At 65.8% G+C, this 13627-nt stretch carries 12 protein-coding genes; 4 read left to right on the top strand and 8 right to left on the bottom strand.

The genetic code is table 11. The features are described from left to right. The first annotated feature begins 182 nt into the window (after nt 1–182). Nucleotides 183–989: a hypothetical protein gene (locus tag A9513_RS12170; protein WP_065084886.1), complete on the top strand. Its 807-nt coding sequence runs from the start codon at nt 183–185 to the stop codon at nt 987–989. A gap of 5 nt (nt 990–994) precedes the next feature. Here the strand turns inward: A9513_RS12170 and A9513_RS12165 are convergent, their stop codons facing one another. After that, nucleotides 995–1429, bottom strand: a complete 435-nt coding sequence (locus A9513_RS12165; protein ID WP_065084885.1) for a hypothetical protein — start codon at nt 1427–1429, stop codon at nt 995–997. An 81-nt stretch (nt 1430–1510) separates the two neighbouring features. Between A9513_RS12165 and A9513_RS12160 the strand changes: the two genes are divergently transcribed. After that, nucleotides 1511–1951: a universal stress protein gene (locus tag A9513_RS12160; RefSeq protein ID WP_024766849.1), complete on the top strand. Its 441-nt coding sequence runs from the start codon at nt 1511–1513 to the stop codon at nt 1949–1951. A 45-nt stretch (nt 1952–1996) separates the two neighbouring features. Here A9513_RS12160 and A9513_RS12155 read toward each other — a convergent pair whose 3' ends face one another. Further along, entirely contained in the window at nt 1997–2683 is a 687-nt protein-coding gene (locus A9513_RS12155; protein ID WP_024766848.1) for a hypothetical protein, read from the bottom strand. Between the two features lie 62 nt (nt 2684–2745). Continuing rightward, the gene (locus A9513_RS12150; protein WP_065084884.1) at nt 2746–4656 is read right to left on the bottom strand and encodes an ATP-binding cassette domain-containing protein; all 1911 of its coding nucleotides are present in this window, start codon (nt 4654–4656) and stop codon (nt 2746–2748) included. Between the two features lie 207 nt (nt 4657–4863). Here A9513_RS12150 and A9513_RS12145 point away from each other — a divergent pair, with 207 nt between their 5' ends. After that, nucleotides 4864–6789 (top strand): transglycosylase SLT domain-containing protein, encoded by a 1926-nt coding sequence (locus tag A9513_RS12145; RefSeq protein WP_024766846.1) that lies wholly within the window; start codon nt 4864–4866, stop codon nt 6787–6789. A 64-nt stretch (nt 6790–6853) separates the two neighbouring features. After that, on the top strand, nt 6854–7234 hold the full coding sequence (locus tag A9513_RS12140; protein ID WP_065084883.1) for a lysozyme inhibitor LprI family protein: 381 nt from the start codon (nt 6854–6856) through the stop codon (nt 7232–7234). Nucleotides 7235–7405: 171 nt separating this feature from the next. Here A9513_RS12140 and A9513_RS12135 read toward each other — a convergent pair whose 3' ends face one another. The 5 genes from A9513_RS12135 to A9513_RS12115 all read right to left on the bottom strand — a co-directional run bounded on the left by A9513_RS12135 (nt 7406) and on the right by A9513_RS12115 (nt 13627). Beyond that, on the bottom strand, nt 7406–8215 hold the full coding sequence (locus A9513_RS12135; protein WP_065084882.1) for an MOSC domain-containing protein: 810 nt from the start codon (nt 8213–8215) through the stop codon (nt 7406–7408). 180 nt (nt 8216–8395) lie between these two features. Beyond that, nucleotides 8396–9325, bottom strand: coding sequence for a chemotaxis protein CheV (locus A9513_RS12130; RefSeq protein WP_024766843.1), 930 nt, complete (start codon nt 9323–9325; stop codon nt 8396–8398). 113 nt (nt 9326–9438) lie between these two features. Next, nucleotides 9439–10362 carry a lipid kinase YegS gene (gene yegS, locus A9513_RS12125; RefSeq protein ID WP_038803715.1) on the bottom strand — a complete coding sequence of 308 codons (924 nt, stop codon included), beginning with the start codon at nt 10360–10362 and terminating at the stop codon, nt 9439–9441. A gap of 102 nt (nt 10363–10464) precedes the next feature. Beyond that, nucleotides 10465–12024 carry an FGGY-family carbohydrate kinase gene (locus tag A9513_RS12120; protein WP_065084881.1) on the bottom strand — a complete coding sequence of 520 codons (1560 nt, stop codon included), beginning with the start codon at nt 12022–12024 and terminating at the stop codon, nt 10465–10467. 25 nt (nt 12025–12049) lie between these two features. Next, a complete protein-coding gene (locus A9513_RS12115; protein WP_024767354.1) occupies nt 12050–13627 on the bottom strand; it encodes a glycerol-3-phosphate dehydrogenase/oxidase in 1578 nt (525 codons plus the stop codon).

Below are 13627 nucleotides of genomic sequence, written 5' to 3'. Positions count from 1 at the left end.
TCATCACGCCTATCATGACAATCGCTACCTGGCACCACCGTCCCGACAGCCACTGTTCAAACCCCATGGCCCGCGCTAGAGTCGGGCGCAATGGCGATCTGCCTCCTGCCAACACCGGCGGACGCCTGGAACCTGTGCAAAACAAAACAACAAGAAGCCCATGGCTCCAAGGAGTTGGAACGATGTCCAGCCGTCCGCTCGTGCGTCTGCTGTCCGCGCTCGCGCTCACCACCCTGCCCCTCATCGCTGCCGCCGATACCGCCAGCGACCTGCTCAATGTCCACCAGACGCGCCTGGCCGCCCAGCGCAGCCTCGGCGATTTCTTCATGTTCAACGCGATGGAAGGCGACCAGAAGTACGCCAAGATGGTCGACGCCTCGTCGCAGAGCGCGACTGACGCTCTGGGCAAGCTGGGGGAAATGCCCGGCAACGAATCGAAGAAGCTCAGAAGCGAGCTGCAGGATGAATGGAAAGCCTACGCGGCTCAGTTGCACACCCTCACCGGCGCACTGGACAAGAGCGGCTACACCGACCTGCAACCGGTGGCCGACCTCGCCGCACAGAACCGCAAGCTGCTGGACACCGCCGAGCAGCTCTACGCGAAGATCCAGGAAGAAAGCGGCAGCAAGGTCCCGCCGCTGACCCAGCAGACCCGTGAGCAGAGCCTGCTGATGCAGGACATCGCGGTGGACTACGCCTCACGCAATGCCTCGGTGGGCGCCAGCTTCTTCGGCGGCGGCGAGGAACGCCCGCTGGACGACCTCGCCAACCGCTTCGCGATCAACCTGGTGAAGCTGCAGCAGGCGCCGCAGACCACGCCGGAGATCGGCCAGGAGCTGCGCGGCGTGGCGATCAAGTGGCGCTACATCGAAAAATCGCTGCAGAACTACAACCAGAACAGCGTGCCGTTCCTGATCAACAAGTACTCCGACCGCATCATTGAAGACCTGGAGAAGGTCTCCGGCCTTTATGCCGCGCAGCAGAGCTGATCGAATCAGGCATGCTGCCTGAGGAAGGTCGCGACACGCTCAAGATCGCTGCTGTCGCCCCGCTCGCCCCAGTACAACGCCAGGAACTGGGGCGTGGCCTCGACCATGTAGACATCCTTCGGCAGGCTGGCCAGCGCCTGGGCCAGCTCGACCGGGGCGCTCGCCTCGCGCCAGCGGTCCAGCCAGACACCCGGCTCGCTCTGCCAGTAGCACCAGACATCGCGGTTCCTGCCGCGCGCGCGGTGGTACTGGGCGCACTGGCGCGGCGGCTGCCGTTCCAGCCAGTGCGGCCAGTCCTGCTGCGCCATCTGCATGGCCAGGCCCAGGCGCCGCGCCTGCAGGCGCAAGTCCATCTGCCCGCGCTGGCCGCGCGAAGGAATCAGCCAGGTCAGGGGGCTGAGCACCAATGCGATAAGAAGAATTACCATCCACGTGGTCATATCGGGTATACCGGTCAAACAGGTCAAGCACGGCCGTTAGGGCCATACTGATAATTATCGAGTCCCCCGGAGGAGACGCTCATGCCCTACCAACACATTCTGGTCGCCGTCGACCTTACCGAAGAATGCGACCCGGTGATGAAGCGGGCGGTCGCGCTGGCCAAGGCCAATGATGCCCGGCTCTCGGCGGTGCATGTGGTCGAGCCCATGGCCATGGCCTTCGGTGGCGACGTGCCGATGGACCTGTCGATGCTGCAACAGCAGCAGTTCGACCAGGCCAAGGAGCGCCTGCACCAGTTCACCCTGACCTACGCCGAGATCACCAGTTCCCAGTGCCACCTGGTCTACGGCCAGCCACGCCAGGAAATCCACCGCCTCGCCGATGAACAGGACTGCGACCTGATCGTCGTCGGCAGCCACGGCCGCCACGGTCTAGCCCTGCTGCTGGGCTCTACCGCCAACGACGTGCTGCACGGTGCGCCCTGCGACGTTCTCGCCGTGCGCCTGCAGAAAACCAGCTGAACCAGCTCAAGGTGAGACAGCGGGCCCTGTGGGGCCCGCTTCGTTTCAAGCCCCGAGCATGTCCCCGCTCATCAGCAGTGGTCGCACCTTCTGCAACTGTGCCTCGAGCGAATAGCTCATGCTCGACGCCATGGAGAAGAAGCTGAGGAATGCCTTCAGGTTCGAGTCGCCTTCGCAGGTCTCGTGGATGCGCTGCCAGAACGCCTGGTTGACCAGCTGCAACTGCTGGAACTGCTTCACCAGCCCCTTCAGCTCCCAATCCGCATGCCGCCCTTCGCGGAAGTTGAAGTACTGCCGCATCAGGTAGAGCGACACTGCGCGCAGGATGAACTCCTGGTTGCTGGCGAACGGAAGGTGCTGCTGCGCCATGGGCTTGAGTCGGCCCAGCAGCGGACAGGCGCTGGTGGCCATGATCACCCCCAGCAGTGCACGCAGTCCCTCTTCCAGCCCCGCATGCTTGATGTATTCCCGCTCGGGCGTACGGACCTGCACCGAGACCTTCTTGAAAGCCGGCAAACCACGAAAGTCCTCGATCACCCGGTGCAGATCCACCGCCGCCGGGCAGTGGCTGTATTGCGCCGTGCTCAGCGGGCAATTGCTACAGCGGTTGTTCTCCAGGCGCGTCCAGCGCGGCGCCTGGGCGGCTATCTGCGGATCGTACTGGCGCTCCAGCTCGATGCGGTAACTGAACTCGTGCTCATCATCCAGGGTGATGCGGTACTCGATTGCCATTCGGCCATTCCTAGCAGTCTTTGATCAGCGATATGCACGGGCACATCGCCGGACCGACCGGATTATTCTTCCAGTTCGGCCCAGCGCTCGATCAGCCGGTCCAGCTCTTCCTGCAGGGAGCTCAGGCGCGCCAGGGCGGCCTGGGTTTCGCCCTGCGGGCGCTGGTAGAAATCCGGCGACGCGGTTTCTTCCTGCAACGCTGCCATCTCGCTTTCCAGGGCCTCGATCTGCCCGGGGATGGCTTCCAGCTCGCGCTGCAATTTGTAACTGAGTTTCTTCTTCGGCGCGGCTTCCGCCGGCGCACTGACAGCCACCGGCTGCTCGGCAACGGCAGCAGCAGCGGGCTTGTCACCCTTCTCTTCACCTACACCGAGCAACTTGGGCGAACCGCCCTGGCGCAGCCAGTCCTGGTAGCCGCCGACGAATTCGCGCACGCGACCTTCACCTTCGAACACCAGGGTGCTGGTGACCACATTGTCGAGGAAGGCTCGGTCGTGGCTGACCATCAGTACGGTGCCGTCGAAGGTCAGCAGCACTTCTTCGAGCAGCTCCAGGGTTTCCACGTCCAGGTCGTTGGTCGGTTCGTCCAGCACCAGCAGGTTGGCCGGCTTGCTGAACAGCTTCGCCAGCAACAGGCGTGCCCGCTCGCCTCCGGAGAGCGCCTTCACCGGAGTGCGGGCGCGCTGGGGGGAGAACAGGAAGTCGCCCAGGTAGCTGAGAACGTGGCGATTCTGCCCGTTGATCGTGATGAATTCGCGACCTTCGGCAATGTTGTCGATAACGGTCTTTTCCGGCTCCAGCTGGTGACGCAACTGGTCGAAATAAGCCACTTCCAGTCGGGTGCCTTCCTTGACGCTGCCGGAAGTCGGCTGCAGGTCGCCCAGCAGCAGCTTGAGCAGGGTGGTCTTGCCGGTGCCGTTGGCGCCCAGCAGGCCGATGCGGTCACCGCGCTGCAGCACCAGGGAGAAATCACGAATCAGCGCCGGGCCGCCCGGGTGGGCGAAGCCGGCGTTCTCGACGACGATGACCTGCTTGCCGGACTTCTCCGCAGTCTCCAGCTGGAAACTGGCCTTGCCCTGGCGCTCACGGCGATCGGCACGCTCGTTGCGCATCGCCTTCAGCGCTCGCACACGGCCCTCGTTACGGGTACGACGGGCCTTGATGCCCTGGCGAATCCACACTTCCTCCTGGGCCAGGCGCTTGTCGAACAGCGCGTTGGCTGCCTCTTCCGCAGCCAATTCCTGCTCTTTATGCACGAGGAAGCTGGCGTAGTCGCCGTTCCAGTCGATCAGGTGGCCGCGATCCAGTTCGAGGATACGGGTGGCCACGGCCTGCAGGAAGGCACGGTCGTGGGTGATGAACAGCACGGCGCCGGGGAAGTCGGCCAGGGCATTTTCCAGCCAGGCGATGGCACCGATGTCCAGGTGGTTGGTCGGCTCGTCCAGCAGCAGCAGGTCGGGCTCGGCCACCAGCGCCTGGGCCAGCAGCACGCGGCGGCGCCAGCCACCGGAGAGCTCGGCGAGGGTCTTGTCGGCCGGCAGTTGCAGGCGCGTCAGTGTGGTGTCCACCAGTTGCCCCAGGCGCCAGCCGTCGCGGGCCTCCAGCTCCTGCTGGACGCGCGCCAGCTTGTTCAGGTCCTCTTCGCTTTCGATGTGCATGCTCAGGTGGTGATAGCGCGCCAGCAGCTCGCCCACCTCGGCCAGACCTTCAGCGACCACGTCGTAGACGGTGCGGTCGTCGGCGCGCGGCAACTCCTGCGGCAGTTCGCCGATCTTCAGCGCCGGGGCGCGCCAGATGTCGCCGTCGTCGGGCTTCTGCTCGCCCTTGACCAGCTTGAGCATGCTCGACTTGCCGGTACCGTTGCGGCCAATGACGCACACCCGCTCACCCCGGGCGATCTGCCAGGACACCTTATCCAGCAGCGGAGTGGTGCCAAAGGCGAGGGACACGTCGGTGAACTTGAGCAGGGTCATTGGGTATCTCCACAAACAGGGCGCGCAGTTTAAGGGAAAGCGCGGAAAAGTCAGAGGGTCGCGCGCAAACTCGCGCGGCGAGACAGGCGTCCGCCTTTGCGCGGTGCATCTGTGGTGGCGCTTTCGCCGCCCTCGCGCAACAGGCTAAGCTACAGGGCAGCGGGCGCGCGCCATCCAGCGCCCACCGATCATCTTCCCGGAAGAGCCATGCGCGGTCGCCTTTTCTCACTGTTCTCCTGCCTGATCCTCAGCCTGTCCGCTTCGACAGCCAATGCAGCGTCCCTGCCCCAGCAGCGCCAGATGTACGACGAGGCGCAGAAGGCACTGGCGCGCAATGACAGCGGCCCGTATTTCCGCTACCAGTCGGCATTGGCCGATTATCCGCTGCAGCCGTACCTGGCCTATGACGAGCTGACCAACCGCCTGAAAAGCGCCAGCAACGCCGAGATCGAGCGCTTCATCGAGCAGCACGGCGACCTGCCGCAGATCAACTGGTTGAAGCTGCGCTGGATGCGCCAGCTGGCCGATCAGGGCGACTGGAACACCTTCGTCCGTTATTACGACCCGAAGATGAACTTCACCGAACTGGACTGTCTCTACGGCCAGTATCAGCTCGGCCATGGCAACAAGGCCGAAGGCTATGCCACCGCCGAGAAGCTCTGGCTGGTCGGCAAGCCGCAGCCCGACGCCTGCGACACTACCTTCGCCATGTGGCAGGCCGATGGCCAGCTCACCGAAGAGAAGGTGTGGAAGCGCCTGAAGCTGGCCGCCGAGAAAGGCAACTACAGCCTCGCCACCGTGCTCTCCAAGCGCCTGCCGACCCTCGGCAGCCAGGGCGCACTGATGGTCAACGTGGCGCAGAACCCCGCGCAGCTGAGCCAGACCACCCGCTTTGGCGCCCGCGACCATGCCACCGCCGACGTCGTCGGCCTGGGTCTGCGCCGCCTGGCCAAGCAGGACCCGGAAAAGGCCATCACCCTGCTGGACTACTACAGTTCGGTGCTGCCCTTCTCCAGCGACGAGAAGGTCTCCATCGCCCGCGAGATCGGCCTGAGCCTGGCGCGCCGCTACGATCCGCGCGCCCTGCCGATGATGGTCAAGTACGACCCGCAACTGCGCGACGACACCGTCACCGAATGGCGCCTGCGCCTGCTGCTGCGCCTGGGCCGCTGGGAAGAAGCCTACGAGCTGACCCGCGCGCTGCCGCCGTCGCTGGCCGAGACCAACCGCTGGAAGTACTGGCAGGCGCGCTCGCTGCAACTGGCGCAGCCGCAGAACAAGCAAGCCGTCAGCCTGTACAAGCCGGTGGCCGACGAGCGTGACTTCTATGGTTTCCTCGCCGCCGACCGGATCAATGCACCGTACCAGCTGAACAACCGCCCGGTTTCGCCGGATGCCGGCACCATGCAACGCGTTCGCAATGCGCCGAGTACCCGCCGCGCGCTGGAGTTCTACGCCCGTGGCGAGATCATCAACGCCCGCCGCGAGTGGTACCACGCCGCCCGCCACCTGAGCCACGATGAGCTGCTGGCCCAGGCCAAGATCGCCTACGACATGCAGTGGTACTTCCCGGCCATTCGCGCCATCAGCCAGGCCAAGTACTGGGACGACCTGGATATCCGTTTCCCGATGGCCTACCGCAACACCCTGGTGCGCGAGGCGCGCAACCGCGGCCTGCATTCCAGCTGGGTGTTCGCCATCACCCGCCAGGAAAGCGCCTTCATGTCCGATGCGCGCTCTGGCGTCGGCGCCACCGGCCTGATGCAGCTGATGCCGGCCACCGCCAAGGAAACCTCGCGCAAGTTCGGCATCCCGCTGGCCTCGCCGCAGCAACTGATAGTGCCGGATGTGAACATCCAGCTCGGCGCCGCCTACCTGAGCCAGGTTCACGGCCAGTTCAACGGCAACCGCGTGCTCGCCACCGCCGCCTACAACGCCGGCCCCGGCCGCGTAAGGCAATGGCTGAAGGATGCGCGCCACCTGGCCTTCGACGTCTGGGTGGAGACCATTCCGTTCGACGAGACCCGTTCCTACGTGCAGAACGTGCTGTCCTACGCGGTGATCTACGGACAGAAGCTCAATGCGCCACAACCCATCGTCGACTGGCACGAACGCTTCTTCGACGAGCTCTGACACCCTCCACCGCCCGGCACCCGCCGGGCGGTTTTCATTCCCTCAAGGAAAAAAGGAAATTTCCATGCGCAAGACCGTTCTCTCGCTTTCCATGCTTGCCGCAGGCCTGCTCAGCGCCGAACTCGCCCTCGCCGCCTGCGAGAAGCCGCGCAACGCCTTCGACAGCGTGTACTGCCTGAGCACCGAGTACGCCCAGGTCGACCGCGAGCTGAACAATGAATTCGGCACCCTGCGCAAGATGCTCAACGACGGCCAGAAGGCCGCGCTGAAGAAGAGCCAGATCGCCTGGATCAAGGACCGCGACGCCCAGTGCAGCTACGAGCGCGACGGCGGTTACTTCGTCAACCTGCAGTGCGCCGTGGACAAGACCAACGAGCGCCTGGCCGTGCTGCGCGAGCGTGAGCGCGAGTGTCAGAGCACCGGTTGCGTCGACAGCAAGCTGTAAGGCGCCGACGGCGAACAACCGTGAAAGTTGTTCGCCCTGCGGTTACCTGCAGGCGCTAGCTTGCTCGCGAAAAGTTTCCGTCGGCACAGGCGGCAGGCGGGTTCGCGAGCAAGCTCGCTCCTGCACGTTGGGGCCAGGCGCGCAACCCTACGCGTGATGTGACTATGCGCCCTACTCCAGAACTTCTACTTCCATACCCACGCGCAGTGTCCCGCTGTTCAGGGCGATCAGGTTCTCGCCGAACAGCGCCTCGCCATTGACGTTGCGATAACCCAGTAGCGTGGCCAGCGGTTCACGGGCGGCGTCGCGCTCGCCAGTATGCGGGTCGATGGTGGTGAGGATGCAGCGCGCGCAGGGCTTGGCCACCTTGAAGGCGACGTCGCCGATGCGGATGCGCTTCCAGCCGTCTTCCGCAAACGGTTCGGCGCCAGTGACCACCAGGTTCGGGCGGAAGCGCAGCATCTCCAGCGGGCGGCCAACCTTCGTCGACAGGTCGTCCAGCGAGCCCTGGCCGATCAGCAGCAGCGGGAAGCCATCGGCGAAGTGCACGTGCTCGCCGGGCTCGGCGTAGGCGGTGTCCACCTGCCGCGCACGCTGCTCGGGCATCTGCACCAGGCGCACATCACGCTCGAGGAATGCGCTCAGCCACTGCGCGGCGGCATCGCCGGCATCCGGCACCTGCAGCATGTCACGCCAAATCAGCACGCCACGCAGGTTGTCATCGCGTCCCGGCACTTGCAGCAGCAGGTCGTCCATGCCCGGTGCACGCAGGCGCAACGCCTGGAATTCGTCCTGCCAGCGCGCCTCGATACGGCCCATCTGCGGCAGCAGGCGCTGGGTGAGGAAGCGCCCGTTGGCGGAGTCGACCACCATCCAGCGTCGATCCCCTTCCAGGCCCAGGGCGTCCAGGCGAACGGACTCCAGGGGCTCGTAGGCAGTGGATTTGACCGGGTAGCGGTAGAGCTCGCTGAGGGTGTACATCGGAGGCTTCCTTTCGGGCAGGCGAAAGCGACCTTATACGGTGTGGAACGGGCGTCTAGCAATGGGCACTCTCCTGCAGGAGCGGGCTTGCTAGCGAACAGCTGGATGCCGGTATATCCGACGACGAGCGTTCGCGAGCAAGAACTAGGCGTCCCCCTCGCTCCTACAGGGAGATCGGAGCTAGGCGGGAACTTTCTGCAGGCGGCGGCGTACCACCTCCACCAGCTGGTCCGGCTGGAACTTGGAGAGGAAGTCGTCGCAGCCGACCTTCTTCACCATGGCGTCGTTGAAGCTACCCGACAGCGAGGTGTGCAGCACCACGTAGAGGTCACGCAGGCGCGGGTCGTTGCGGATCTCGGTGGTCAGCCGGTAGCCGTCCATTTCCGGCATCTCGGCGTCGGTGAAGATCATCAGCAGCTTCTCTTCCATGTCCAGGCCTTCATCGGCCCAGCGCTTGAGCTGCTGCAGCGCGCGCAGGCCGTCGGTCGCCACGTGCAGGCGCAGACCGAGCTGGCCAAGGGTATCGCGCAGCTGAGAGATAGCGACACTGGAGTCGTCCACCACCAGCACTTCGCGGCCTCGGGTCTGGCTGAGCAGCGTGTCGTCCAGGCGGTCGCTGGAGACACGGGTGTTCATCGGTACGATCTCCGCGAGCACCTTCTCCACGTCAATAATCTCCACCAGGCGGTCTTCCACCTTGGTGATCGCGGTCAGGTAATGCTGGCGGCCGGCGCCACCGGGCGGCGGCTGGATCGATTCCCAGTTGAGGTTGAGGATGCGCTCCACCCCACCCACCAGGAACGCCTGCACCGAGCGGTTGTACTCGGTAACGATGATGGTGCTGTTGGCATCCGGGGTCAGCGCGCGCATGCCGATGGCGCGCGACAGGTCGATCACCGGCAGCGTCTGGCCGCGCAGGTTGATCACCCCGCAGATCATCGGGTGGCGCTGCGGGATCAGCGTCAGGCGCGGCAGTTGCAGCACCTCCTGCACCTTGAACACGTTGATCGCGAACTGTTGCCGCCCGGCGAGGCGGAAGACCAGGATTTCCAGGCGATTCTCGCCTACCAGTTGGGTGCGTTGATCGACAGTGTCGAGAATACCGGCCATGCCTGCTCCAGATTCGGAATGAGTCGTGCGGGAGAGCTATCGGCCGTATCGGCACCAACAAGATACTGGCCGTACGCCATCATGCACGACTTGTCCGGTCCGGACCAGCGCGATCAGCCTTGTTCGGCAACGAGCCGCCCAGTGGACGAGAGCAGCGGCGAGTCTGCCGGCAGGTGCATGGCGAGCGCTGCCGGGCGTACCTCGAAGCGCAGCTTGCGGCCCTCCAGCGGCTCACCGTCGAGATTGACGTCCAGGCCCTCGCGGGCTTCAACCTCAACCCAGGGCAGGCGCGCCCGGATGAAGACGTCCTGGATGCCGAACCCGCTACTGCCCAGCAATGCGCCCAGCGTACCGACCATGTCCTGCGGGGTGGGCAGGATGCTCACGTCCAGCAGCCCGTCATCCGCCGTGGCCTGCGGGCAGAGCACATGTCCGCCGCCAGCCTGTCGGCCATTGCCGATGCCCAGGGCGAGGAATTCGCCTTCCCACTCGAAATCCGGTCCGGTAAAGCGCCCCTGGGCCGCATGGACTTCAGAAAAGCGCGTCAGGCCGGTCAGCAGGTAGGCTGCGCCGCCGAGCAGCTTCTTCAAGTCTTCCGGGGTGTTGGCGGTGACCTTCGAACCGAAGCCACCCGTGGCCATGTTCAGGAAGAACTGTCCGTCGACCTCCCCCAGGTCGATAGGGCGCGGCGGCACGTCCAGCAAGGCCAGCGCGGCCGCGGGTTCAAGCGGAACGCCGGCGGCGCGGGCGAAGTCGTTGGCAGTGCCCAGCGGCAGGATGGCCAGGCTGGCCTTGCCCCCGGCCTGGACCAGCGCCTCGGCGACGTCGCGCACGGTGCCGTCGCCACCGCCGGCGATCAGCGTGGTGTATCCCGCCGCCAGGCCCTCCTCCACCAGCCGCCGAGCATCACCGCCCTCCCAGGTCACCCTGACATCCAACTGGCGCCCCGCTTCGCGCGTGGCCAGCACGGCGGCACGCACTTCGTCGTTGGCGGCTTGCTTGCCGTGCAGGATCAGCAGGGCCCTGGGCTGGGTCATGGTCGGCTTCCTCGCGAGTAGTCCATTGAGCGTCAACTAATGGACCCAGAGTAGCGCGGGAAAATTTCCTCGCTTTTCATCACTGAATCGGGAATGGGCGGTTCAGGCCGGGTAGCCGGTGATCTCCCGAATGCTCTGGTACAGCGGCTTGAGCTGCTTGTACATGCGCTGGTAGACCTCGTTGTACAGCCGCTCGTAGGTCCGCTGCGCCTCGGGGCGCGGGTGGAAGACGTCGCCGACGCGGGTCATGGCGGCGATGGCGCTGGCGAAGTCCGGATAAAGCTTCAGCCCCACCGCGCAATCGATGGCAGCGCCCAGGCCGGAGGCTTCGTAGACGTGCGGGCGCTCCGCCGGCAGGCCGAAGATGTCGGCAGTGAGCTGCATCGCCGCGTCGCTCTGCGAGCCGCCACCGGCCACGCGCAGGCGCTGGATGCGGGTGCCGGAGCGTTTCTCGATGCGCTCCTTGCCCTGGCGCAGCGCGTAGGCCAGGCCTTCGAGGATGGCGCGGTAGATGTGCGCGCGGGTGTGCACGTCGCCGAAACCGATGATCGAGCCCTTGGCCTCCAGGCCCGGCTCGCGGATGCCCGGCGTCCAGTAGGGTTGCAGCATCAGGCCCATGGAGCCGGCTGGCACGCTGTTGACCAGTTCGTCGAAGAGTTTCTCCGGCTCGACGCCCAGCTCCTCGGCACGCTGCATCTCGCGCAGGCCGAACTCGCGCTTGAACCAACTGACCATCCAGAAGCCGCGGTAGATCATCACCTCGGTGTTGTAGTGATCGGGAATCGCCGCCGGGTACGGCGGGATCAGCGGGATGGTTTCCAGGTAGCGCGAACGGGTGGTGTTGATGGTCGCGGTGGTGCCGTACGACAGGCATGCCACGCTCGGGTCGATCGCGCCCGCGCCGAGTACTTCGCAGGCCTTGTCGGCACCCGCGGCGATCAGCGGCAGGCCTTCGGGAATACCGGTCAGGCGGCTGGCCTCGGCGGTGATCTCGCCCAGTTTCTCACCGGGCTTGTACAGCTCCGGTAATTGCTCGGGGCGCACGTCGATCGCCTGCCACTTCCAGTCCCGCGGCGCAGCCCAGGCGAGCTTCTTGTAGTCGAACGGCAGGTAGGCAACGCTGCAGGCCACCGAGTCCACGTAACGCCCGCACAGGCGCTGGGTGAGGAAGCCCGAGAGCAGCAGCAGCTTGTGGGTGCGCTGGTGGATGTCCGGCTGCTGCTGGGCCACCCAGTTCACTTCGGCCTGGGTGCGGAAGTAGTCCACCGCGCCCTGCGCGCCCACCAGCTTGAACAGCCAGCCCCAGGGCCCCTTGATCGGATCGCCCAGCTCCGCGCGGCGCTGGTCCAGCCAGATGATCGCCGGGCGCAGGGCCTGGCCGGCTTCGTCGAGGTGAATCACCGTGCCGCGTTGGGTAGTCAGCGACACGCCACGAATGCGGCTGCGGTCGATGTCGACACTGGCCCACAGGCGCTTGCACGCCTCGCCCAGCTGCTCCCAGTAATAGTCCGGGTGCTGCTCCGCCCAACCGGGCTGCGAGGAGAAATACGCCTCCAGCTCGACCTTGCCCTTGCCCACCAGGTTGCCCTGGAGATCGAAGAGCAGCGCGCGCACGCTCTGAGTGCCGTTGTCGATGGCCAGCAGGTAGTTGTTGTTATTCATGGGGCTCTTGGTCATGGAGGGTCGGTCAGTGCGGAAGGCTGTAGCTGCGGCGCCACAGCTCCAGGTAGTCCTGTTCTTCCTGTTTCCAGCGCGCGTCGTCCCAGCCCAGGCGGCGCTGACACAAGGCGCGAATCCTCGGCAACTCGGCAGCGCCACCATCGGCCAGCAGCAGGCCAATGCGGGTGCGACGCAGCAGCAGGTCGTCCAGGTGCAGCACCAGTTCGCCTTCCGCCGCCCAGGCCAGCTCGGCCCAGAGCGAATCGGTATGGCCGATACACTCGCTGCCCACCTCGTTCAGAAGGCGCGCCAGTTCCGGCAAGGAGCGCCCATGGCGCCCGCGCAGGCGGCGCTGCTGAGGTGGAATGAGGCCCGGCAGGACGACGTCCTCGACGGCCGCGAAGACGTGGTCAGGCGCAGTTTCCAGCTGGCGCTCCAGCATTGGCGCACAAGCGGCAAGCACCTCCAGCGCCAGCAGGCGGAAGGTCGTGAGCTTGCCGCCAGCAAGAGTCACGCACCCGGGCTCGACCCACAGCGCATGCTCGCGTTTTTCATCCGACGGCTTGAGCGAGGGCGTGCCATCGCTGACCACCGGGCGTACACCGGCCCAGGTAGAGCGCACATCGCCGGCGGTGATCTGCGCAGCCGGAAACTGCTGCGCGCAGGCGGCCAGCAAGTACTCCAGCTCTTCGCGGCTGATGGCCGCGTCATCGTCCAGGGTTTCCCGGTGATCCAGGTCGGTGGTGCCGACCACGGTCGCCCCTTCCCAGGGGAAGACAAAGACCGGACGCTTGTCCTGCCCGTGCATGAAGCTGAACGCATGGGTGACTGGCAGGCGCCAGGCCGGCAGCAACAGGTGGCTGCCACGCAGCGGGCGGATGTGCTCGCTGCCGTGCTTCTGCCGCAGCGCATCGGCCCAGGCGCCAGTGGCCAAGGCGACGGCGCGGCTACGGAAGGTGAAGCGCTCGCCGCTCTCGCGATCCTCGGCAACCAGCCCCTGAACGCGACCGTCGCGGCGATCCAGTTCGATCACCTTCAAACCATTCAGTGCTTCGCCGCCCTCGGCTCGCGCTTCGCCCAGCACACGCATGACCAGGCGCGCGTCATCGGTCACCGCATCCTGGAAGCGGGTGCCGCCCAGCAGGCGATCTTCCTTCAGGCCCGGCGCCAGGTAGCGCAGTTCCTCCAGGCGATGGAACAGGTGATTGCGCCGCCCCGCCAGCGCGTCGTACAGCGACAGCAGGGTGCCGAACACCCGCGGGCCGGGGAAGCCGCCCTGGTAGTGCGGCATGATGAAGCTCAGCGGATCGACCAGCCCCGGCGCCTCGCCCAGCAGGCGCTGGCGCTCGCGCACCGAGTCACGGGTCAGGCCGAACTGGCCCTTGGCGATGTAGCGCAGGCCGCCGTGAACCATCTTCGATGAGCGGCTGGAGGTGCCCCAGGCGAAATCGCGCTGCTCGACCAGCAGGCAGCGCCATCCGCGCCGTGCCGCTTCGCGCAGGATGCCGGCGCCGGTGATGCCGCCGCCGACCACGATCAGGTCCCAGTCGCGTGCCGCCAGCTCCGGCAGCGCCTGCGCGCGCCAGGCTGCGTTCCAGGCAGGCAT

It is taken from the genome of Pseudomonas sp. AU12215 (genome assembly GCF_001675465.2).
GTDB classification, from domain to species: Bacteria; Pseudomonadota; Gammaproteobacteria; order Pseudomonadales; family Pseudomonadaceae; genus Pseudomonas; species Pseudomonas nitroreducens.
The sequence above is the reverse complement of the archived record's forward strand: the minus strand, read 5'-3'. Positions and strand labels throughout refer to the sequence as shown.

Coding starts and splice junctions, on each gene's coding strand:
- A9513_RS12170 (WP_065084886.1), top strand. CDS start 183: ATGTCCAGCCGTCCGCTCGTGCGTCTGCTGTCCGCGCTCGCGCTCACC.
- A9513_RS12135 (WP_065084882.1), bottom strand. CDS start 8,215: ATGTACACCCTCAGCGAGCTCTACCGCTACCCGGTCAAATCCACTGCC.
- A9513_RS12130 (WP_024766843.1), bottom strand. CDS start 9,325: ATGGCCGGTATTCTCGACACTGTCGATCAACGCACCCAACTGGTAGGC.
- A9513_RS12165 (WP_065084885.1), bottom strand. CDS start 1,429: ATGACCACGTGGATGGTAATTCTTCTTATCGCATTGGTGCTCAGCCCC.
- A9513_RS12155 (WP_024766848.1), bottom strand. CDS start 2,683: ATGGCAATCGAGTACCGCATCACCCTGGATGATGAGCACGAGTTCAGT.
- A9513_RS12145 (WP_024766846.1), top strand. CDS start 4,864: ATGCGCGGTCGCCTTTTCTCACTGTTCTCCTGCCTGATCCTCAGCCTG.
- A9513_RS12160 (WP_024766849.1), top strand. CDS start 1,511: ATGCCCTACCAACACATTCTGGTCGCCGTCGACCTTACCGAAGAATGC.
- yegS (WP_038803715.1), bottom strand. CDS start 10,362: ATGACCCAGCCCAGGGCCCTGCTGATCCTGCACGGCAAGCAAGCCGCC.
- A9513_RS12140 (WP_065084883.1), top strand. CDS start 6,854: ATGCGCAAGACCGTTCTCTCGCTTTCCATGCTTGCCGCAGGCCTGCTC.
- A9513_RS12150 (WP_065084884.1), bottom strand. CDS start 4,656: ATGACCCTGCTCAAGTTCACCGACGTGTCCCTCGCCTTTGGCACCACT.
- A9513_RS12115 (WP_024767354.1), bottom strand. CDS start 13,627: ATGCCTGCCTGGAACGCAGCCTGGCGCGCGCAGGCGCTGCCGGAGCTG.
- A9513_RS12120 (WP_065084881.1), bottom strand. CDS start 12,024: ATGAATAACAACAACTACCTGCTGGCCATCGACAACGGCACTCAGAGC.